Annotated in this window: 20 protein-coding genes; 5 read left to right on the top strand and 15 right to left on the bottom strand. The window is 52.7% G+C overall.

Annotated features, from left to right (window positions below):
* Nucleotides 1-51 precede the first annotated feature (51 nt).
* The 3 genes from glnS to OH663_RS11555 all read left to right on the top strand — a co-directional run bounded on the left by glnS (nt 52) and on the right by OH663_RS11555 (nt 3,944).
* A complete protein-coding gene (gene glnS / locus OH663_RS11565) occupies nt 52-1,719 on the top strand; it encodes a glutamine--tRNA ligase (RefSeq protein ID WP_045441061.1) in 1,668 nt (555 codons plus the stop codon).
* 436 nt (nt 1,720-2,155) lie between these two features.
* On the top strand, nt 2,156-3,562 hold the full coding sequence (chiP, locus tag OH663_RS11560; RefSeq protein WP_045441062.1) for a chitoporin ChiP: 1,407 nt from the start codon (nt 2,156-2,158) through the stop codon (nt 3,560-3,562).
* A gap of 49 nt (nt 3,563-3,611) precedes the next feature.
* Nucleotides 3,612-3,944: a ChiQ/YbfN family lipoprotein gene (locus OH663_RS11555; protein ID WP_045441063.1), complete on the top strand. Its 333-nt coding sequence runs from the start codon at nt 3,612-3,614 to the stop codon at nt 3,942-3,944.
* A gap of 50 nt (nt 3,945-3,994) precedes the next feature.
* Here OH663_RS11555 and tcuC read toward each other — a convergent pair whose 3' ends face one another.
* From tcuC to ybfF, 9 genes are all read right to left on the bottom strand, one after another.
* Entirely contained in the window at nt 3,995-5,290 is a 1,296-nt protein-coding gene (gene tcuC / locus OH663_RS11550; RefSeq protein ID WP_200010571.1) for an MFS transporter, read from the bottom strand.
* A gap of 55 nt (nt 5,291-5,345) precedes the next feature.
* Nucleotides 5,346-6,485, bottom strand: coding sequence for a tricarballylate utilization 4Fe-4S protein TcuB (tcuB, locus tag OH663_RS11545; protein ID WP_200010580.1), 1,140 nt, complete (start codon nt 6,483-6,485; stop codon nt 5,346-5,348).
* Entirely contained in the window at nt 6,472-7,875 is a 1,404-nt protein-coding gene (gene tcuA, locus OH663_RS11540) for an FAD-dependent tricarballylate dehydrogenase TcuA (protein WP_045441066.1), read from the bottom strand. The genes tcuB and tcuA overlap by 14 nt, the downstream gene beginning before the upstream one ends.
* A 97-nt stretch (nt 7,876-7,972) precedes the next feature.
* Nucleotides 7,973-8,899 (bottom strand): tricarballylate utilization LysR family transcriptional regulator TcuR, encoded by a 927-nt coding sequence (gene tcuR / locus OH663_RS11535; protein ID WP_048221850.1) that lies wholly within the window; start codon nt 8,897-8,899, stop codon nt 7,973-7,975.
* Between the two features lie 129 nt (nt 8,900-9,028).
* Nucleotides 9,029-9,475, bottom strand: a complete 447-nt coding sequence (gene fur, locus OH663_RS11530; RefSeq protein ID WP_045441068.1) for a ferric iron uptake transcriptional regulator — start codon at nt 9,473-9,475, stop codon at nt 9,029-9,031.
* Nucleotides 9,468-9,554: a ryhB-regulated fur leader peptide gene (locus tag OH663_RS11525; RefSeq protein ID WP_100247215.1), complete on the bottom strand. Its 87-nt coding sequence runs from the start codon at nt 9,552-9,554 to the stop codon at nt 9,468-9,470. The genes fur and OH663_RS11525 overlap by 8 nt, the downstream gene beginning before the upstream one ends.
* 210 nt (nt 9,555-9,764) lie before the next feature.
* The gene (gene fldA / locus OH663_RS11520) at nt 9,765-10,295 is read right to left on the bottom strand and encodes a flavodoxin FldA (protein WP_045441069.1); all 531 of its coding nucleotides are present in this window, start codon (nt 10,293-10,295) and stop codon (nt 9,765-9,767) included.
* A gap of 155 nt (nt 10,296-10,450) precedes the next feature.
* Nucleotides 10,451-10,738: a LexA regulated protein gene (ybfE, locus tag OH663_RS11515; protein ID WP_045441070.1), complete on the bottom strand. Its 288-nt coding sequence runs from the start codon at nt 10,736-10,738 to the stop codon at nt 10,451-10,453.
* A 128-nt stretch (nt 10,739-10,866) separates the two neighbouring features.
* Nucleotides 10,867-11,640, bottom strand: coding sequence for an esterase (gene ybfF / locus OH663_RS11510; RefSeq protein ID WP_045441071.1), 774 nt, complete (start codon nt 11,638-11,640; stop codon nt 10,867-10,869).
* A gap of 195 nt (nt 11,641-11,835) precedes the next feature.
* Here ybfF and seqA point away from each other — a divergent pair, with 195 nt between their 5' ends.
* The gene (seqA, locus tag OH663_RS11505) at nt 11,836-12,378 is read left to right on the top strand and encodes a replication initiation negative regulator SeqA (protein WP_045441072.1); all 543 of its coding nucleotides are present in this window, start codon (nt 11,836-11,838) and stop codon (nt 12,376-12,378) included.
* 24 nt (nt 12,379-12,402) lie between these two features.
* On the top strand, nt 12,403-14,043 hold the full coding sequence (pgm, locus tag OH663_RS11500) for a phosphoglucomutase (alpha-D-glucose-1,6-bisphosphate-dependent) (RefSeq protein ID WP_045441073.1): 1,641 nt from the start codon (nt 12,403-12,405) through the stop codon (nt 14,041-14,043).
* 52 nt (nt 14,044-14,095) lie between these two features.
* Here the strand turns inward: pgm and kdpE are convergent, their stop codons facing one another.
* The 6 genes from kdpE to kdpF are packed head-to-tail and all read right to left on the bottom strand — an operon-like array spanning nt 14,096 to nt 21,877.
* Nucleotides 14,096-14,773, bottom strand: coding sequence for a two-component system response regulator KdpE (gene kdpE, locus OH663_RS11495; protein WP_200010582.1), 678 nt, complete (start codon nt 14,771-14,773; stop codon nt 14,096-14,098).
* Complete coding sequence (gene kdpD / locus OH663_RS11490; RefSeq protein ID WP_200010584.1) at nt 14,770-17,454, bottom strand: two-component system sensor histidine kinase KdpD; 2,685 nt, start codon at nt 17,452-17,454, stop codon at nt 14,770-14,772. Before kdpD ends, kdpE begins: the two co-directional genes overlap by 4 nt.
* 10 nt (nt 17,455-17,464) lie before the next feature.
* Complete coding sequence (gene kdpC / locus OH663_RS11485; RefSeq protein ID WP_045441076.1) at nt 17,465-18,031, bottom strand: potassium-transporting ATPase subunit KdpC; 567 nt, start codon at nt 18,029-18,031, stop codon at nt 17,465-17,467.
* Between the two features lie 8 nt (nt 18,032-18,039).
* Nucleotides 18,040-20,088 (bottom strand): potassium-transporting ATPase subunit KdpB, encoded by a 2,049-nt coding sequence (gene kdpB / locus OH663_RS11480; RefSeq protein ID WP_200010586.1) that lies wholly within the window; start codon nt 20,086-20,088, stop codon nt 18,040-18,042.
* A gap of 20 nt (nt 20,089-20,108) precedes the next feature.
* Nucleotides 20,109-21,788 carry a potassium-transporting ATPase subunit KdpA gene (gene kdpA / locus OH663_RS11475; RefSeq protein WP_045441078.1) on the bottom strand — a complete coding sequence of 560 codons (1,680 nt, stop codon included), beginning with the start codon at nt 21,786-21,788 and terminating at the stop codon, nt 20,109-20,111.
* Nucleotides 21,788-21,877: a K(+)-transporting ATPase subunit F gene (gene kdpF / locus OH663_RS11470; RefSeq protein ID WP_001670793.1), complete on the bottom strand. Its 90-nt coding sequence runs from the start codon at nt 21,875-21,877 to the stop codon at nt 21,788-21,790. The genes kdpA and kdpF overlap by 1 nt, the downstream gene beginning before the upstream one ends.
* Nucleotides 21,878-22,069: the final 192 nt, after the last annotated feature.

Below are 22,069 nucleotides of genomic sequence, written 5' to 3'. Positions count from 1 at the left end.
GTTATAAGATCATACGCCGTTATACGTTGTTTACGCTTTGAGGAATCCACGATGAGTGAGGCTGAAGCCCGCCCGAGTAACTTTATTCGTCAGATCATCGATGAAGATCTGGCCAGTGGTAAGCACACCACTATCCATACCCGTTTTCCGCCGGAGCCAAATGGCTATCTGCACATTGGCCACGCGAAATCCATCTGTCTGAACTTTGGTATTGCGCAAGACTACCAGGGCCAGTGCAACCTGCGTTTTGATGATACGAACCCGGTTAAGGAAGACATCGAGTACGTTGAATCGATTAAAAATGACGTTGAATGGTTAGGTTTTCACTGGACTGGCGATATTCGCTACTCTTCGGATTACTTCGATCAACTGCACGCTTATGCGGTAGAGCTTATCAACAAAGGTTTGGCGTACGTCGACGAACTGTCTGCTGACGAAATCCGTGAATACCGCGGTACGCTGACCCAGCCGGGCAAAAACAGTCCGTTCCGCGATCGTAGCGTCGAAGAGAACCTTGAACTGTTCGAAAAAATGCGTACCGGTGGCTTTGAAGAAGGTAAAGCCTGCCTGCGTGCGAAAATCGACATGGCTTCACCGTTTATCGTTATGCGCGATCCGGTGCTGTACCGCATTAAGTTTGCCGAGCATCATCAGACCGGTAACAAGTGGTGCATCTATCCGATGTACGACTTTACCCACTGCATCAGCGATGCGCTGGAAGGTATCACGCATTCACTGTGTACGCTGGAATTCCAGGACAACCGTCGTCTGTATGACTGGGTACTGGATAACATCACTATTCCGGTTCATCCGCGCCAGTATGAATTCTCGCGCCTGAATCTGGAATACACCGTGATGTCCAAGCGTAAGCTGAACCTGCTGGTTACCGACAAGCATGTTGAAGGCTGGGACGATCCGCGTATGCCGACTATCTCTGGTTTGCGTCGGCGTGGTTACACGGCCGCTGCTATCCGTGAGTTCTGCAAACGCATCGGCGTGACCAAGCAGGACAACACCATTGAGATAGCCTCTCTGGAATCCTGTATTCGTGAAGATCTGAACGAAAACGCTCCGCGCGCGATGGCAGTTATTGATCCAGTGAAACTGGTTATCGAAAACTATCCGCAGGGTGAAAGCGAACTGGTTACCATGCCGAACCATCCGAATAAACCGGAAATGGGCAGCCGTGAAGTGCCGTTCAGCGGTGAAATCTGGATCGATCGTGCTGACTTCCGCGAAGAAGCTAACAAGCAGTACAAGCGTCTGGTAATGGGCAAAGAAGTCCGTCTGCGTAATGCTTATGTTGTTAAAGCCGAGCGTGTAGAGAAAGATGCAGAAGGTAATATCACCACTATTTTCTGCACCTATGATGCTGATACGCTGAGCAAAGATCCGGCTGATGGGCGTAAAGTAAAAGGCGTTATTCATTGGGTTAGCGCTGCACATGCGCTGCCGATTGAAATCCGCCTGTATGACCGTTTGTTTAGCGTACCAAACCCAGGCGCCGCGGACGACTTCCTGTCCGTCATTAATCCTGAGTCACTGGTTATCAAACAGGGTTACGGCGAGCCGTCGCTGAAGTCCGCAGTTGCGAGCAAAGCGTTCCAGTTTGAACGTGAAGGTTACTTCTGCCTCGACAGCCGCTACGCAACAGCGGACAAGCTGGTATTTAACCGTACCGTTGGTCTGCGTGATACGTGGGCGAAAGCGGGCGAATAAACCGCAGCAATACATCCTTTCAAACGCCGCATTCTGCGGCGTTTTTTTTGCCAGAAAACACGTAATAACTCTGTTTGCGGAGCAAAATAATTATTATTCAGGAATGAGTTTTTCCATTTCTTATTTTTGAATCAAAACCTTGAGTGAAGAGCGTCTCTGGACTGAAACCGATTTCATCTTCATGGAAAACAAGCATTTTTTCATTTTTTCAACGCTTTTTTATTTATCGATGAAAATGTAACAGAAAGCAATGAAATATGTGCGGTTGCTCATGTTCTTACATAATGGTTACAAAAAGAGATTGATAATTCGCGTCGCGAAAAATAGTCTATCCATTGTAGTCAATGAGGTTTTCTCAGCGCTACTTTTTTAATTTTTGTTTTTTCGCTGTTCGCTTTTAGTCGGCAGCATTTTATACGTCAAAGAGGATTAACATATGCGTACGTTTAGTGGCAAACGTAGTACGCTGGCGCTGGCTATCGCCGGTATTACAGCAATGTCGGGTTTAGTTGTCGTTCCCCAGGCGCAAGCCGAAGGTTTTTTTGATGATTCAACACTGACTGGCGGTATCTATTACTGGCAGCGTGAGCGTGACCGTAAAGATGTTACCGATGACGACAAATACAAAACCAACCTTTCTCACGCCACCTGGAACGCTAACCTCGATTTCCAGTCCGGTTATGTGGCCGATATGTTCGGCCTTGATGTGGCTGCTTTTACCGCAATTGAAATGGCGGAAAATGGCGACAGCGGGCATCCAAACGAAATTGCATTCTCGAAAAAAAATAAAGGCTATGACGAAGATTATTCCGGCGATAAGAGCGGAATAAGTCTGTATAAAGCGGCGGCGAAATTTAAGTTTGGCCCGACCTGGGCGCGCGCCGGTTATATTCAACCTACCGGGCAGACTCTGCTGGCTCCGCACTGGAGCTTTATGCCAGGGACCTATCAGGGTGCTGAAGCTGGTGCCAACTTTGACTACGGCGATGCTGGCGCGTTGAGCTTCTCCTATATGTGGGCAAACGAGTATAAAGCTCCGTGGCACACCGAAGTCGATAAATTCTATCAGGCCGATAAAAAGACTAAAGTTGATTACCTCCATTCCATCGGCGCTAAATATGATTTCAAAAATAACCTGTTGCTTGAAGCGGCATTTGGTCAGTCCGAAGGCTATGTTGATCAATACTTCGCGAAAGCCAGTTACAAATTTGATTTAGGCGGCAATCCGTTTACTACCAGCTATCAGTTCTATGGTGCGCGTGACAAGGTTGATGACCGCACCGCTAGCAACATTTATGACGGTACAGCCTGGCTGCAGGCGCTGACCTTCGGCTACAAAGTGGCGGAAGTGGTTGATCTGCGACTGGAAGGAACCTGGGTTAAAGCAGACGGGCAGCAAGGTTACTTCCTGCAGCGTATGACCCCGACGTATGCGTCTTCAAACGGTCGTCTGGATATCTGGTGGGATAACCGTTCTGACTTCAACGCCAACGGTGAAAAGGCCGTCTTCTTCGGTGCGATGTACGACCTGAAGAACTGGAACCTGCCTGGCTGGGCTGTGGGTGCATCATACGTTTACGCATGGGATGCCAAGCCATCTACCTGGCAGATCAACCCGGATGCGTACTACGACAAAAATCGTACCATCGAAGAATCATCTTACAGCCTGGATGCGGTCTACACCCTGCAGGACGGTCGTGCGAAGGGCACTATGTTTAAACTGCACTTCACCGAGTACGACAACCATTCAAACATTCCGAGCTGGGGTGGTGGTTACGGCAACATCTTCCAGGATGAGCGTGACGTGAAGTTCATCGTTATTGCTCCGTTCACCATCTTCTAATGCCAACAGCGGCGGGCCTGGTGCCTGCCGCATTGTTGAGGAGTGTGCTATGAAAAAATTGATACTCATCACCGTTATGGCATCGGGGCTGGTGGCCTGTGCACAATCACCGGCACCGAAAGAAGATAGCCGTCTTAAAGAAGCCTACAGCGCATGCATTAATACCGCGCAGGGCTCACCGGAGAAAATAGAGGCCTGCCAAAGCGTGTTAAACGTGCTGAAGAAAGAAAAGCAGCACCAGCAGTTTGCCAATGAAGAAAGTGTTCGCGTGCTGGATTACCAGCAGTGTATTCAGGCTACGCGCACGGGCAACGATCAGGCTGTCTCTGCCGATTGTGACAAGGTCTGGCAGGAAATTCGCAGCAAGAACTCGGCAAAATAAAACGCGGTTCGAACAAAACGGGCGGAGATATTTCTCCGCCCGTCTGCATTTCAGAGTTTATTGTCTGCCGGTTGATAATTTCGGCTTAAACGGACAAACAACATTGCCGTGGCGGAGAGCCCGCAAAGTGCTGCACACATCAGCCACCATCCAGGTGAACTTTTATCTCCTGTTAACTGAACCAACGCCGTTGATATTACTGGCGTCAGACCGCCAAAAATAGCAGTGGCAAGACTGAAAGCCAGTGAAAAACCCACTGTACGTACATAAACAGGCATCACCTCAGTGAGCGCTGCAACCATTGCCCCGTTGTACATGCCAAAAAAGAACGAGAACCAAAGCAGTACCAACGTCATACGGGTGAAATCTGGCGCGGCAGTCAGCCAGTGCATTACAGGCCAGGTGGTGATCAATGCGAGCACGGTAATACCCATCAGCACCGGACGACGGCCAATTCGGTCTGAAATTGCACCTCCAATTGGCAGCCAGATAAAGTTAGAAATACCGACCAGCATGGTGACAATAAGGCTGTCGCGGGCGCTGAGGTGTAGCACGGCTCTGCCGTAGGTCGGGGTATAAACGGTGATAAAGTAAAATGTGGTAGTGGTCATTGCCACCAGCAGCGTACCCGCTGTGATGAGGCGCCAATTTTTGATGATAGTGGTGAAAATTTCCCTGGTGTCGGGACGGTGCGTGCGTTGTAAAAATGCGTCAGTCTCCTGAAGCGAGCGGCGGAGAACGAAAATCAAAGGAATAATCATGCAACCAATAAAAAATGGAATGCGCCATCCCCATTCAGAGATCTCATCGTGCGCCAGCGTGGTGTTCAGACCGTAACCAATCAGAGCCGCCACCACAATGGCAACCTGTTGACTGGCAGACTGCCAACTGGTGTAGAAGCCTTTATTCCCCGGTGTGGCAATTTCAGAAAGATAAACAGAGACGCCTCCTAACTCCACACCAGCAGAGAATCCCTGTAATAATCGTCCCAGTAATACCAGCGCAGGGGCCAACAGACCGATACTTTGATAGCCGGGAACCAGGGCAATTAGCAGGGTACCGCAGCCCATAATCGCGAGCGTCACCATCAGCCCTTTACGGCGACCAATTCTGTCTATGTAAGCTCCCAGTACAATTGCACCAACAGGTCGCATTAAGAAGCCCGAACCGAAAACGGCAAAGGTCAGCATCAGGCCAGCAAATTCACTCTCTGCGGGAAAGAACGTTTTTGCAATATAGGTGGCGTAAAAACCGAACAGAAAAAAGTCGAACTGTTCGAGGAAATTACCGCTGGTTACCCGCAGTATTGCGCCGAAAGTACCAGCGCGCGATGGTTGTTGTGTCATTGGGTTTGCTCTCCATTGTCTTTATCTTGTTTTTATAGAGGTAAGAGTGTGTGGGTTAGTCGCCTGCGACTCCCGCCTGTTTTCCGCGCCGTCTTTCTATTGCCCACTTGAGTAAGGAAGCGCAGCGGTAAAATCCGTGGGCAAATTTTCCGTAAGGAATGGTCAGAAAGAGTGCCATGACCACGCCGAGATGAATGGCCAGCAGAATAGCCATCCAGGAGGTGTCTCTACCTGCCAGCAACGCTAAACCAGTCAGGCTGGTCAGTAGCAGCAGCAAAATAAAACCGCGATCCATTGGTTTTTGCCGCGCGTCACCATGTAGCGGTGAGCGCTTAAGATTCAGCCATAACAAGCCAGCAGGGCCCACAACTAAACCAATACCGCCCAAGGTGCCAAGGATCACTGGAAGACTGAAGAACGGGTAGGGTGCTTCTATACCTGCGAAGTAGTGATAGCCCGTCGCTACGATGGTGGCGGCAAAGCAGAGCATAAAACCGTAGAAGGTGAAGTGATGGAAACGGCGACGCATCAGAGTGAAGGCATCATCCGCTTCGTTACAACCTTTGCCGTGCCCACCGTCGAGATATTTCAACGTCAGCGCATTGTGTGAGGCTTCAGCAATTTCCGCGGAACGCGGCATACCCGGGGAGATCTCTCGCCAGAAGCGGATCACGCCTGCCATAAGCAAACCTATTGCCAGGATAAAAACAGAGCCAAACATCCATGCCAGCAGGTTATGCGGAAAAATTTGATAGAAATCCCCGGCCAGTGGAGGATGGAGTAATGAACCCTTTAAACCCATGGCGAGGAGCAGAAACACGATAAGGCCGAAAACCAGCGACAGCGTCGTGGTTACGCCTGCCCGATGATAAAGCGCGCCAAAGGCCGCGGGTTGGGCGTAGTGCTGATAGGTTTCCAGCCGTACTTCCGCCATCGCTTTCGGTACATTGAGAGCAAATTCATGGGGCGGAGCATATTGGCAGGCGTGCAGACAAGCACCACAGTTATGGCACAAGTTTGCCAGATAGTTTATATCCGCTTTACCAAATTCCAGGCGCTGAGTCATCGCCGGAAAAACTGCGCAAAAACCTTCGCAATAGCGGCAGGCATTACAGACCTGCATCACACGTTCAACCTCTGCTTCCGGCTCGGTGAGAATTTGCGCTTCAATGATCAATTTCTCAAGCTGCTTCATGATGAGCCTCCTTTTGTGCAGCCAGGGCGGCCTCTTTTCCGGCAATACAGCCAAAAGTTGTGCCGATAGACATTCCTACACCAGCGGTATAGCCTTTACCCAGCACGTTGCCCGCCATCATCTCTCCGGCAACGAACAGGTTGCGGCTTGGCTGTCCGGCAAAGTGTACTGCGGCATGTTCGTCCACTTTCAGCCCCAGATAGGTGAAGGTGATCCCCGGGCGTAAGGCATAGCCATAGTAAGGTGGCGTATCTAATGGTCGTGCCCAGTGGGTTTTCGCCGGTGTCAGACCTTGTGTTGCGCAGTTATCCAGCGTGGTGTGATCGAATTGCCCAGGCAGGCAGGCGCTGTTGTACTGCATGATGGTGTGGGTAAAGCGTTCGGCATCCAGTCCCAACTGGCGAGCAAGCTCTGTCAGCGTATTGGCCTGTGCGCCAGGAAAGACCGGAGGCATGAAGTGGCCGATCGCTTTACTGTCGATAATGGAGTAGCCAATTTGTCCAGGCTGATGGGCAACCAGCCGTCCCCAGATAGCGTAACGTTTTGGCCAGAAATCTTCGCCTTCATCATAAAAACGTTCAGCATCACGATTTACCACTATGCCCAGCGAGACACAGTCCACACGGGTGCAAATTCCGCCATCGTATAATGGTGCTCTGGCGTCAATCGCCACGCAGTGTGACTGGGAGGGATCGCCGACAATGTCCGCCCCGGCATCGATCATAAATTTAAGCAGTACGCCCTGGTTAAAGCGTGTGCCGCGAATAAGAAAGTTATCCGCAGGCCACTCGCCGCGGGCATTCTTGCCCCACGCCTCCCGCAGCCATTCGCGGTTAGATTCAAACCCCCCGGCGGCAAGCACGCAGGACTTAGCCACAATGCGCTCTTTGCCTGCCAGTGCCGCTACGAACTCGCCATTATGTAGTTCAAGCGCCTGGACCGGTGTGTTATAGCGAATTTGCACGCCCAGCTTTTCTGCGCTGCGATAATAGGCATTCACGAGAGCTTTTCCGCCGCCCATAAAGAAGGCGTTAGTGCGCGCCACATGCAAAGCACCGGAAAGAGGGGGTTGAAAATTAACGCCGTGCTGGCGCATCCAGTCGCGACATTGCGAAGAGGTACGTATCACCAACCGCGCCAGTGCTTCGTTGGTATTTCCTTCAGTTACCCGCCAGAGATCCTGCCAGAACTCCTCTTCTGGATAGCTCTCTACCAGGACATCCTGTGGGGCATCATGCATACAGCGTAAATTACGCGTGTGTTGGGAATTCCCTCCGCGCCATTCTCGGGGGGCTGCTTCGAGCAGTAATACAGAAGCCCCTTGCTCCCGGGCGGTTAAGGCGGCACATAATGCGGCATTGCCGCCGCCAATCACCAGAACATCAACCATCGTATACTCCATTACCATTTAACTAATTGTTAAATTTGTAATTAAAATGTATACGTGTAAGTTGTGTGGGCGCTACGCTGTGATGCTAAATAGCCCTTTAGTTATTGTAAAGAATTGCGCCTGGCCAGCTTCCCGCTTCCACCAGTTGACACATCACTTTGGTCAGTATCACGCGGGCAGCGAGACCTGCGGGGGTAAGTTCATCATCAGAAAGGCTGACAAGAAAATTAGGGCGGCTAAGTATTGGATTATGGACGCCGATCACTCTTAGCGTCTCTTTATCGAGATGCGAAATCGCCGCGCCGGGTTGTAGTGTGGCACCGATTCCACTGCGAACGGCGCTCATCAACAGCGTCAGACCATCAATTTCTGTAGTGATCTCAATGTTCAGAGCATGTTCCTGGCAGATGGCATCCAGTCTGCCGCGCAGGCCGTGACCCGGGCTTGGCATTATCAATGGAATATTAACCAGCTGGGCAGGGGCGATATTGTCATCCGTAATATCATCCAGTAAAGCATGGGTGCCAATCAAAAATAGCCGTTCTTCGAGAATCGGTCTGGCGCTCCAGCGCAGGATTTTTTCCTTTTGAAACACCACTGCTAAATCAATTTGGCGGGTATTAATCATCCGCTCCAGGTTACCGGAGAGGCTTTCCACCACATGCAGGCGGACATCTGCATAGTTTTCCCGCATTGCATTAATGAAAGGCACACCGAGCACGGATGCGGTACTGGGAGCCATTCCGACGCTGACGTGTCCGGAAAGCCGGGCCTCTCGAGCCGCGAGGATCGCATCGTCTGCGTGACGTAATGCCAGTTGTGCCTGGGAGTAAAAAGCCAGTCCGGCGCTGGTGGGCGTCACGCCACGAGAGGTTCGTTGCAGCAGGCGAATAGCGAGTTCGTTTTCCAGCCGGGTCATTTGCTGGCTGAGAGCCGAAACACCAATATTGAGATCGAGCGCCGCGCTGCCCATACTGCCGGTTTCTACAATACGAACATAATAGCGTAGCTGGCGAAGCTCCATTTCGGCTCTCCGATGAGGTAGGGTGAATTTTACATTAAAGCTGCATTGACTCGAAAGGAAGAGGCCCCCGGCCAGGTTTAGTTTATAAAAAAAGCCAACCGCAGGGTTGGCTTTTCAGAAAACATCATATTATTTGGCGTCGTGCGCATGCTCATCTTCGCGGCAATCGCCTTCAGCGCAGTGACCGTACAGATAGAGGCTATGGTTGGTTAAGCGAATACCATGTTTAGCCGCAATCTCACGCTGACGCGCTTCGATGGAATCATCGCTGAATTCGACCACTTTGCCACAGTCGAGGCATATCAGGTGATCGTGATGATGCTGTTGGGTTAATTCGAAGACGGATTTGCCACCTTCAAAATTATGGCGGGTTACGATACCGGCATCATCAAACTGGTTCAGCACGCGATACACGGTCGCCAGACCAATCTCTTCGCCCATGTCTATCAGGCGTTTGTATAAGTCTTCCGCACTGACGTGATGGTTATCCGGTTCCTGAAGAACTTCCAGAATTTTTAAACGAGGAAGCGTTACTTTCAGGCCAGCCTTCTTTAATGCGGTATTATTGTCAGTCATGCGGAATCTGTCCTGTAGCTAAGCGGTTCACTTCATTAACAGAAGTGACAGAAATTGCACTTGAGATAATGCGTATCATTATAGAACTGCCATGTCTAAATGAAAACAGCAAGTCTCTGGCAAATATTGTTAATCAAAACGTGGTATCGCCGACAAACACTCTGTGCAATACCCGATTGGCATCCAGCCATTGTACAGGGTCAGGCGAAAAAGTTACAAATTTGTAGCAATTATTTTGATTGGTTTTATCTATTGATGCGGCGTAGATACGTTTCTACGCCGCATGAAATCAGGCGTTAATGATTTCGTCGAGATGCAGCTCTTCAGAAATCTGTTTAACCCATTTTTCTACGCGTTCAGCGGTCAGCTCAGGCTGGCGATCTTCATCAATAGCCAGACCGACAAAGTGGTCATCATCAGCCAGGCCTTTAGACGCTTCAAAGTGATAACCCGCCGTTGGCCAGTGACCGACGATGGTTGCGCCGCGTGGTTCGATGATGTCGCGGATGGTACCTAACGCATCACAGAAATATTCTGCGTAGTCTTCCTGGTCGCCGCAGCCAAACAGCGCAACCAATTTACCGTTAAAATCAATGTCTTCGAGAGTAGGGAAGAAGTCGTCCCAGTCACACTGCGCTTCACCGTAATACCAGGTTGGGATACCGAGCAGAAGAATGTCATACCCTTCCAGGTCTTCTTTGCTGCTTTTTGCAATGTCATGTACATCGGCAATGTCTTTACCAAGCTGTTTTTGAATCATTTTTGCGATGTTTTCGGTGTTACCGGTGTCGCTGCCGAAAAAGATGCCAGTGATTGCCATGAGTAAAATAACCTCTTGAAACTTATTGAAATGGTGGTGGCGCAATGCCCACGGATAAGGGCAATCATAGCAGAACAGTCAGGCATGCGGAAACAGCAAACACGCGGGACTGCACTCTGTGCTACACGATTTATGATTTAGAGCAGAAATTAAGACTATGCCTGACCACGCAACGTGGTGAGTTGGTTCATCAGCATCTCTTCGATGAGTTCACTGCGACTCATGTTACGTGCGTCCGCCAGCTCGTTCAGAGCGTCAACGGCGTCGGCATTCAGTTTCAGTTCGACACGCTTAAGCCCGCGAACTTTGTCGCGTTTAAGCTGATTACGTTTATTAATACGTAACTGTTCATCACGCGAAAGCGGATTGGTTTTGGGTCGTCCCGGGCGACGCTCCTGCGCGAACAGATCTAATGTCGTACGGTCCGTTTGTTCTTTGGCCATGATCTTGGTGACTTCGGGGAAACAATCAGCCAGGCGTCTGCCCGGATGGATAGCGCGCCATCATACATCAGCAGGGGGGGCGCGCCAACGCCCACGCACGTAATCGCGCGCGGACGCTGAGTTTTTAATCAGTTGGCCTTGTCCGTCAGATAACGACGGATGGCGCGTAGGACCGCATCTGGTTTTTCTGCGTGTACCCAGTGGCCTGCACCTGCAATAACATGCGCCCTTGCCTGAGGGAATTGCGCCAGTAATTGGTCACGGTACGCTTCGGTAACATACGGCGAGTTTCCACCAGGGATGAACAGCGCCGGATGATCCCATGCAGGTATGGTTTCCCAGCCCACAATATGAGGATACTGGTCCCACAATGCGGGGACATTGAAACGCCACTCGCCGTCAACAAAGGATTTCAGCAGAAACTGGATTACGCCTTCTTCTTTCAGGTACTGGCGCATCACGCTTGCCGCCTGCTGGCGTGATGCGGCTTGTGCATCCGTCACGGCATTAATCGCCGCAAAGATCTCATCGTGACGACGGACATGGTAGTCAACCGGTGCAATATCGATAGCCACCAGTTGATCGATACGTTCAGGTGCCAGCGCGGTTAGCGCCATCACCGCTTTGCCCCCCATTGAGTGACCAATAAAAGTCGCTTTTTCTATTTGTTGGGCGTCCAGTGTATCCAACAGGTCTTGCGCCATGGCCGGGTAATTCATCTCTGGCGAACGAGGGGAGAGCCCGTGATTTCGCATATCAACCTGAATGATGTCGTGATCGACTACCAGGTCACGTGCCAGTATGCCCAGGTTATCCAGGCTGCCAAACAGACCGTGAACCAGGACGATGGGGGAATTATTGTGCAGGTTTTGTGCAGATTGCGCTCGGATATTCAATTTCATGGCAAAGTTCTTTTTTTCACACTAGCGGGTTAGGGTATCATGTTGACCATTCTGCCACAGGGCTGCAACAACTACGGTTACTCCGAGTTTTTCTGGCCATCAGGCTTGACGCTATCCGCTGTTGGGATTTGCCTTTACACTAGGTGTAATAATCCCAACAACTTGTATTCAGCTAAGACACCGCACTGGATTAAGATGAAAACGATTGAAGTTGATGATGAACTCTATAGCTATATTGCCAGCCACACCAAGCATATCGGCGAGAGCGCATCCGACATTTTACGGCGTATGTTGAAGTTTTCTGCCGCATCACAGCCTGCCACTCCGGTGGTAAAAGAAGTCCGCGCCGTGCAACCTGTCGTGGAAGCCAAGCCGGTCGACCCCGTTAAAGATAAAGTGCGCGCCATGCGTGAACTGCTGCTTTCCGATGAATATGCGGAACAGAAAAAAGCAGTGAATCGCTTTATGCTGGTGCTGTCTACACTCTATTCACTGGATCAGCACGCGTTTGCTGAAGCAACGGAGTCGTTACACGGTCGCACACGCGTCTATTTTGCAGCGGATGAACAGACGCTGCTGAAAAATGGTAATCAAACCAAGCCGAAACATGTGCCTGGCACACCGTACTGGGTGATCACCAACACGAATACCGGCCGCAAATGCAGCATGGTTGAACACATCATGCAGTCAATGCAATTCCCTGCGGAATTGATTGAAAAGGTTTGCGGAACAATTTAATCCTTGCATTAGAGGGACCAGGCAATGGCAATCCACAAGCGTGCAGGTCAGCCTGCACAACAGAGTGATTTGATTAACGTCGCCCAACTGACGGCACAGTACTATGTACTTAAACCAACAGCCGGGAATGCTGAGCATGCCGTTAAGTTCGGGACATCCGGGCATCGTGGTAGTGCAGGTCGTCACAGTTTTAACGAGCCGCATATTTTGGCAATCGCCCAGGCCATTGCCGAAGAACGTGCGAAAAACGGGATTACCGGGCCTTGTTATGTGGGCAAAGACACCCATGCGCTGTCTGAACCGGCATTTATCTCTGTACTGGAAGTGTTGGCGGCAAACGGTGTTGATGTCATCGTGCAGGAAAATAACGGCTTTACGCCAACGCCTGCTGTGTCTAATGCTATCCTGGTCCACAACAAAAAAGGCGGCCCGCTGGCTGATGGCATTGTCATCACGCCGTCGCACAACCCGCCGGAAGATGGTGGCATTAAATACAACCCGCCAAACGGTGGTCCGGCAGATACTAACGTCACTAAAGTGGTGGAAGATCGTGCCAACGCGCTGCTGGCTGATGGACTTAACGGTGTTAAGCGAATTTCACTGGATGCGGCGCTGGCGTCGGGTCATGTGAAAGAGCAGGATCTCGTTCAGCCGTTTGTTGAAGGACTGGCTGACATTGTTGATATGGCCGCGATCCAGAAAGCGGGACTGACGCTGGGTGTCGATCCGCTGGGTGGCTCCGGTATCGAATACTGGAAGCGTATTGCCGAGCACTACAAACTGAATCTGACCATTGTTAACGATCAGGTTGATCAGACCTTCCGCTTTATGCATCTCGACAAAGACGGTGCTATCCGTATGGACTGCTCTTCCGAGTGTGCGATGGCGGGTCTGCTGGCGCTACGTGATAAGTTCGATCTGGCATTTGCTAACGATCCAGATTATGACCGTCACGGCATCGTCACTCCGGCCGGGTTGATGAACCCGAACCACTATCTGGCAGTCGCGATCAACTATCTGTTCCAGCATCGCCCGCAGTGGGGCGAAGACGTTGCCGTTGGCAAAACGCTGGTGTCTTCAGCGATGATTGACCGTGTGGTGAATGATTTAGGACGTAAACTGGTTGAAGTACCGGTTGGCTTTAAATGGTTTGTTGATGGCCTGTTCGACGGTAGCTTCGGCTTCGGCGGCGAGGAGAGCGCGGGGGCTTCTTTCCTGCGTTTCGACGGTACACCGTGGTCGACCGACAAAGACGGGATCATTATGTGTCTGCTGGCGGCCGAAATTACTGCCGTGACCGGTAAGAACCCGCAAGAGCATTACAACGAGCTGGCCGCGCGTTTTGGTGCGCCGAGCTATAACCGTTTGCAGGCAAGCGCGACCTCCGCGCAGAAAGCAGCGCTGTCTAAACTCTCTCCGGAGATGGTCAGTGCCAGCACGCTGGCGGGTGATCCGATCACCGCGCGTCTGACGGCGGCGCCAGGCAATGGTGCTTCTATCGGCGGTCTGAAAGTGATGACTGACAATGGCTGGTTTGCCGCACGTCCGTCAGGTACTGAAGACGCCTATAAAATCTACTGCGAGAGCTTCCTGGGTGAAGAACACCGCAAGCAGATTGAAAAAGAAGCGGTTGAGATTGTCAGCGAAGTGCTGAAAAACGCGTAACCAGAAAAGGAGCCGAAAGGCTCCTTTTTTACATCTGGTATCCGGTGAAATATCACGGCATAAACCGATAGCCAATCCCGGTTTCGGTTATAAAGTGACGAGGGCGCGCCGGGTCTACTTCCAGTTTCTGGCGCAAGTGCCCCATATAAATTCGCAGGTAGTGGCTGTGCTCGACGGCGTTGGGACCCCAAACCTGATTCAACAGCTGACGCTGGGTCAGCACCTTCCCGCTGTTATTGAGAAGTATCGCCAGCAGGCGAAATTCAATTGGCGTCAGGTGAATTTCCTCTTCGCCACGATGTACCAGACGCGCGGCAATATCCACTTTCACATCGGAAAAATGCACGACTGGCTCGGGTGCGGGTCCAATAGCGTGGCGGCGTAATGCCACACGCAAACGCGCCTGCAGTTCGCCAATGCCAAACGGCTTGCTGAGATAATCATCAGCACCGGCATCCAGTGCGGCGATTTTGTCGCTCTCTTCACTGCGAGCTGAAAGCACTATAACGGGAATAGCGCTCCATTGTCGCAGGTCGCGAATAAAATCAGCGCCGTCACCGTCTGGCAGGCCGAGATCGAGAATGATGAGATCGGGTTTACGCGTCGCGGCCTCCAGCAGGCCACGTTGCAACGTTTCTGCTTCATACACGCGCAGACCATCGGCTTCCAGCGCGGTGCGCAGAAAGCGACGAATGGCCTGTTCATCTTCAACAATCAATACGTTTGTCACATATCCTCATGAAAATCTTCAAGTTCAGGGGGTAATTCTTGTGGCAGTGTAACACGGAAGCAAGCGCCACCCTGCGGTCGATTATGGGCGGTAATGGTCCCGCCATGCACGTCGACAATAGCCTGGCAAATTGCCAGCCCCAGCCCAACGCCCGGTACTGATGACTCTTTGTTCCCCCGGGAAAACTTGTCGAAAATACGTTGTTCCTGGCCTGACGGAATGCCAGGCCCGTTATCCCACACGTCCAGTTGCAGGTGTTCGCCCTCAACCTGTGCTTCAATTCCTATTTGTGCCTGCGGGCCTGCGTATTTGACGGCGTTTTCCAGCAGATTAATCAGCACTCGTTCAAAGAGTGGCCCATCAACGTGTATCAGCGTCAATGGCTCAGGAAGTGACAGATTAATTGGTGCAGCCAGGCCAGGCTCCAGCATCTGTAAGGCGCTGCCCACCACTTCCTCCAGCGTTAACCACTCTTTCTTAAGATTAAAGCCGCCAGACTGAATTCGCGCCATATCCAGCAGATTATTTACCAGCCGGGTCGTGTTAAGGACATGCTGGCGAATTTCGCTGGCCTGACGGGCGTGCTTCGAGCCTTCCGTTGCCAGATCCAATGTTAAAATCTCCGCCTGACCGAACAGCACCGTTAACGGCGTGCGTAAATCATGAGAAAGGGCGGCGAGCAGGGCGTTGCGGATGCTCTCGCGTTCGCTGGCAAATCGCGCCAGCTCTTCGCTGGCAGTCAGCGCCAGTCGCTCCAGGGCGCTGGCAACCAACAAGGTAAAGGTTTCCAGCAGTCGTTGTTGTTCCGGGATCATCAACTGTCGAAGATTCCCCGGTTCTACTATCAACAGTCCATACGTTTTGTCGGCGCTTTTTAACGGTAAGATCTGATACGGTACGCCCGGTAAGGTATCGGTGCCGGCCCCGGCCGGTTGTCCCTTATCAAAGCTCCAGCGGGCAATGGCATCATCCCAGGGCGTCGTGCCTTGTTGATGCGTCAGCGGAGCCAGTTTGCCGTTCTCATCGGGCAATAAAACCTGACTGCGGGCCTGAAAGGTTGAGGTAATAAACTGCTCACTGGTGGCAGCGATATCTTGTTGACTCCGCCCCACGGCCAGGGCTTTGGACATCTCGTACAGATGCCGCGTGCGCTGTTCCCGGTAGCGAGCGACTCGTGCCTGATAGCGCACTCCTGCGGTCAGATTCCCGATGACCAGACCGACCGTCAACATAACGGCGAATGTGAGCAGATACTGGACGTCCGAAACGGCCAGCGTACCGCGCGGGGCAATAAAGAACAGATCGAAGCTGGCGACGTTAATAAAGGTCGCCACCACAGACGGCCAGCGTCCGTAGAACAGGGCGATCACTACCACGCCTAACAGGTAGAGCATTACCAGATTGGCGGCATCAAAGGCAACCAGCCACTGCATGGCTATCAGCGTTGTGAAGGCGCACAGTGCAGCTGCAACCAGACAGCCCTGAATCTGTACCCGCCACTTATCTTTAAAGGTACGCGTGTCAGCAGCCTGAACCGCCGGACGTGGAGGGGGATCGTCCAACGCGACAATCATCAGATCGAGATCCGGTGCGCGATGGGCCAGCTTGTCGGCAAAAGAATCACTGCGCCACCTGCGTCGCGTTGTCGGACGCCCCAGCACGATTTTTCCCAGATTGTGCTCCCGGGCGTAGCGGACGACCGCTTTATCTTCTGCGGGATCGGAGAGGGTGGCTGTTTCTGCTCCTAATTCCTGTGCCAGTCGCAAGGCGCCAAGAATTGCGCGACGTTGCTTTTCGGGTAACTGATGCAGTGCGGGTGTTTCGACATACACGGCATGCCAGACACTACCGAGACGTGCAGCCAGACGTGCGGCGGCACGCACCAGCTTTTCGCTGCCGGTGTTGTGTCCGATACACAGCAGGATGGCATCGCGGGTGTGCCAGACTTTTTCCTCTCCAGGGTGACCTCGCCAGGCGCGCATTTGATCGTCTACCCGATCAGCTGTACGTCGCAAGGCCAGTTCGCGCAGTGCGATCAAATTGCCTTTGCGGAAGAAGTGTTCGATAGCCCGTTCTGCCTGACCGGCAATATAGACTTTGCCTTCGTTCAGACGTTGGCGCAGATCGTCAGGGGGGAGATCGACCAGTACCACATCATCAGCCGCATCGAAAAACGGATCGGGGACGGTTTCGCGGACCTGAATACCGGTAACGCCGCTGACGATATCGTTCAGGCTTTCCAGATGCTGAACGTTAACAGTGGTAAAGACATCAATGCCAGCTTCCAGCAGTTCTTCGATGTCCTGCCAACGGCGAGGGTGACGCGAGCCTGGCGCATTACTGTGCGCCAGTTCATCCATTAAAATCAGGGCCGGGCGACGGGCAAGGGCGGCATCGAGATCAAACTCGCTGATGTGCCGCCCACGGTGTGACTGGCGTTTCAGCGGCAGCATGGCGAGTCCGTCCAGCAGTGCGGCGGTCTCTTTACGCCCGTGAGTTTCCACCACGCCGATCAACACATCCAGCCCTTGCGCCCGTAACCGCTGGGCCTCAGCCAGCATAGCCCAGGTTTTCCCGACTCCAGCGCAGGCACCGAAGAAGATTTTCAGTTTTCCCCGGTGCGGGGCGGCGGTCTGTTCCAGTAAGCGATCCGGATTGGGGCGCAAGGGTTCTTCTGTCATGACCTTTTTCTCAGCGTTTATCCAGCGCTAAATTAAGTTCCACCAGGTTCACTACCGGCTGGCCGATAAACCCGACCAGCGGCTTATGCGTGTATTGTGCAACTAACTGCGTTACCTCTTCAACGCTGAGGTTACGGGCTTGCGCCACGCGGGGGATCTGCCAGGCTACCGCGTTCGGTGTCAGATTATTGTCCAGTCCACTGGCAGACGCCGTGACCAGTTCCACCGGAACAACTGGGTTAGCCTGCGGATTTGCAGCACGCAGCGCGGCAATCCTGCTTTGCAATTGTTTATCCAGCTCCGGGTTGCTGGCCGCCAGGTTACTGCCGCCTGAACCCATTGGATTATAGGGCATTTCCGCCGTCGCTGAAGGGCGTCCCTGAAAATAACCGGCGGCGGTAAAGTTCTGGCCGATGAGTTCAGAGCCGCGAACGACCTGACCCTCACGGAGCAGTGACCCGTTAGCCTGATGGGGAAACCACCATTGCCCCAGTGCGGTTGTCAGCAATGGATATGCTCCGCCGGTGATAAGTATCAGGAAAATCAATGTTGATAGTGCAGGACGTAATCCACTCATCTGAAACCTCACACCAGACCCAGCAGGGTCAGCAATAAATCAATCACTTTGATACCAATAAATGGCACAACCAGACCGCCCAGACCGTAGATCCACAAGTTACGGCGCAGCATGGCGGAAGCCGATAACGGTTTATAGCTCACGCCCTTCAGCGCCAGTGGGATCAGAAAGACAATAACCAGCGCATTGAAGATGACCGCGCTCAGGATTGCCGAATCCGGCGAATGCAGGCGCATCACGTTAAGTGCGTTGAGCTGCGGGTAGGTTGCGGCAAACGCAGCCGGGATAATGGCGAAATATTTCGCAACGTCGTTGGCAATACTGAAGGTGGTCAGCGAGCCACGTGTCATCAGCATCTGTTTGCCAATATGCACCACTTCAATCAGTTTAGTGGGGTTAGAGTCCAGATCGACCATGTTGCCCGCTTCCTTCGCGGCCTGGGTCCCGGAGTTCATGGCAACCGCCACATCTGCCTGAGCCAGTGCGGGGGCGTCGTTGGTTCCGTCGCCGGTCATCGCCACCAGACGACCTTCCGCCTGGTACTGACGAATAAGTGCCAGCTTGGCTTCCGGTGTGGCTTCCGCTAAAAAGTCATCCACCCCGGCTTCTGCCGCAATCGCGGCGGCGGTCAGCCGGTTGTCGCCTGTGATCATCACCGTTTTGATACCCATTTTGCGCAACTGGGCAAAACGTTCTTTGATCCCGCCTTTAACGATATCTTTCAGCGCAATCACACCCAGCACGTGCGAACCTTCGGCAACGACCAGCGGCGTCGCACCAAGGCGAGCGACGTTTTCGACCTTCTGCTCAACATCGGCAGGGAAGTGCCCTCCGTTGGCTTCGACGTGACGACGAATAGCGTCTACTGAACCTTTGCGGATCATGCGGTTGTCGATATTGATACCGCTCATCCGGCTTTGTGCGGTAAACGGTACAAATGTGGCGTGCAGCGATTGCACGTCGCGTATGCGCAGATTAAAGCGCTGTTTTGCCAGCACCACGATGCTACGACCTTCTGGCGTTTCATCCGCCAGTGACGAAAGCTGTGCGGCGTCGGCCAGCGTTTTTTCATCAACGCCCTGGGCGGGAAGAAAATCTGAAGCCTGACGGTTGCCCAGCGTAATGGTGCCGGTTTTATCCAGCAGCAGTACGTCCACGTCACCTGCTGCTTCTACCGCTCGCCCGCTGGTGGCGATGACATTCGCACCCAGCATGCGGCTCATTCCGGCGACGCCAATTGCGGAGAGCAGGCCACCGATAGTGGTGGGGATCAGGCAGACCAGCAATGCAACCAGAACTGTGACGCTGACCGCGCTGCCGCCCCAGGCGGAAAACGGCCACAGCGTAGCGGTTGCCAGCAAAAAGACGATGGTCAGGGCGATCAGCAGGATCGTCAGCGCGATTTCATTTGGCGTTTTCCGCCGTTGGGCGCCTTCGACCATTGCGATCATTCGGTCGAGGAATGTTTCGCCGGGGTTGACGCTGCATTCGATCACCAGCCAGTCGGAGAGGATGCGAGTTCCTCCGGTAACTGATGCGAAGTCACCGCCGGATTCGCGGATAACCGGCGCAGATTCCCCGGTAATGGCGCTTTCATCCACTGATGCGCCGCCTTCGATGACTTCGCCGTCGCAGGGGATAATATCGCCTGCTTCAACCAGCACCACATCCCCTTTACGCAGTTCGCTGGCAGGAACATGATCCATTGACGAGCCGTATTTGGGTTCGCGTAATTTACGTGCGAAAGCTGTTTTTTTCACCCCTTTCAGGCTGTTGGCTTGTGCTTTGCTACGTCCTTCCGCCAGCGCCTCGGCAAAGTTGGCGAACAGAACGGTCACCCATAACCAGAGACTTATCGCCCCGGTAAACATTGGGTTCCCGATCATGTGCCCGGTTGCCATCGCTACGGTTATCAGCGTGGTCAGCAGGCTGCCGATCCAGACGATAAACATGACCGGATTGCGCCACTGGGTATGTGGGCTTAATTTTTTGATGGCGTCCATAAGCGCTTGCGCGACCAGAGAGGGTTCGAACAGCGCCAGTTGCTTGCGACTCATAATAATGTGCTCCGCATCGCTCAACGTAAAGAGAGGTATTCTGCGACCGGACCAAGCGCCAGAGCAGGAATAAAGGTAAGAGCGCCAACCAGTAACACCGTACCGATTAACAACCCGACAAACAGCGCACCGTGTGTGGGCAGAGTGCCAGGGCTTGCGGGTTGGCTCTTTTTACCGACCAACGACCCGGCAATTGCCATCACCGGAATAATGACGCCGAAGCGCCCGAAGAACATGCAGAAGGCCAGCAGGCAGTTCCAGAATGGGCTGTTGGCGCTTAACCCGGCAAAGGCGCTACCGTTGTTGTTCGCTGCAGACGATACGGCGTACAGCACCTCACTGAAACCGTGTGGCCCAGGGTTGAGCATCGCGCTGCGCCCGGCGTCGCTCATCATGGCAATCGCTGTACCAAGCAGCACCAGTGCAGGGGTAACCAGAATCGCCAGCGCTGTCATTTTCATTTCGCGCACGTCGATTTTCTTACCCAGATATTCCGGGGTACGGCCAATCATCAGTCCGGCGATAAATACGGCCAGCAGAACAAACAGCAGCATGCCGTATAAACCTGAACCCACGCCGCCAAACACCACTTCGCCAATCTGCATCAACCACATTGGCACCATCCCGCCCAGCGCGGTGAAAGAGTCATGCATAGCGATGACCGCCCCGCAGGATGCTGCCGTCGTGACGACCGCAAACAGACTGCTGACCAGCACGCCAAAGCGGCTCTCTTTACCTTCCATGTTGATATTGCTGTCTGCGCCAAACGCCATCAGATGTGAATTACCCTGAATCTCAGCCCACATCACGATCGCCACGCAGATGACAAAAATCAGCGACATTGCCCACAGCAGAGTACGTCCCTGACGGCGATCGCCCACGACGTCGCCAAAAGCAAAGCACAGGGCGGCGGGAATTAAAAAGATCGCCAGCATCTGCACCATGTTGGTCAGTGCGGTTGGATTTTCAAACGGATGTGATGAGTTAGCGTTAAAGAAGCCGCCACCGTTAGTGCCGAGCATCTTAATGGCTTCTTGCGAGGCGACCGGACCCATCGGCAGCAGTTGTTTAGCGCCTTCAAGCGTGGTGAACGCCTGGTAAGGCAACAGGTTTTGCAGCGTGCCTTGCTGTATAAAAAACAGGGCGATGAGCAGAGCAATGGGCAGCAAGATCCATAACGTAATGCGCACCAGATCCACCCAGGCGTTACCCAGCGTGTTCATACTTTGGCGTGTGAAGGCGCGGATCAGGGCGAAAATCACCGCGATGCCGGTCGCCGCTGACAGGAAATTCTGTACGGTCAGCCCGGCCATTTGGCTGAAGTAGCTTAAGGTGGTTTCGCCGCTGTATGACTGCCAGTTGGTATTGGTGACAAAACTCACGGCGGTATTCAGCGCGAGATGCCATGAGAGTCCCGGCAATTGCTGAGGGTTCAGTGGCAGCAAACCTTGCGCCATCAGCATCGAAAACAGCACCAGCAGACCCAACATATTGAGTGCAAGAATTGCCAGCAGATACTGCTTCCAGTTCATTTCGTGTTGCGAAATGCCCAGCCCACGCCAGAGCACACGTTCAATGCCGGTCACGCCCGGCAAGGATGCGTTATTGATAAGCCTTGCCAGCCCTGCGCCCAATGGTCTGGCTACAACAAAAAGAACCAGTAAGAAACTGGCGATGAGTAAAAATCCTTGTGCCGCCATCAGAACGCCTCCGCATTGATCAGGGCATACACCAGATAACCTAATAATAAAAACACCAGCACAATGCCGGTTATCACGCCTGCACTCACGGTGCACCTCCAGTGGCATCAATGTGATAACCAGAGCGTAGTTTTTTGGTTGCAAAGATTTCGCAAAAATCGGCGGGCGGGATGTAAAAAAAGTATAAAAATGGCAAAGGCCATTATTTAACTAATGATTAGTATTAATTTAACTTTTATGTAACTAAATTACGAATTTAAGTTAAACGAAGCATCAATAGA

The organism is Citrobacter sp. Marseille-Q5395, from assembly GCF_947057495.1.
Lineage (GTDB): Bacteria > Pseudomonadota > Gammaproteobacteria > Enterobacterales > Enterobacteriaceae > Citrobacter > Citrobacter murliniae.
The sequence above is the reverse complement of the archived record's forward strand: the minus strand, read 5'-3'. Positions and strand labels throughout refer to the sequence as shown.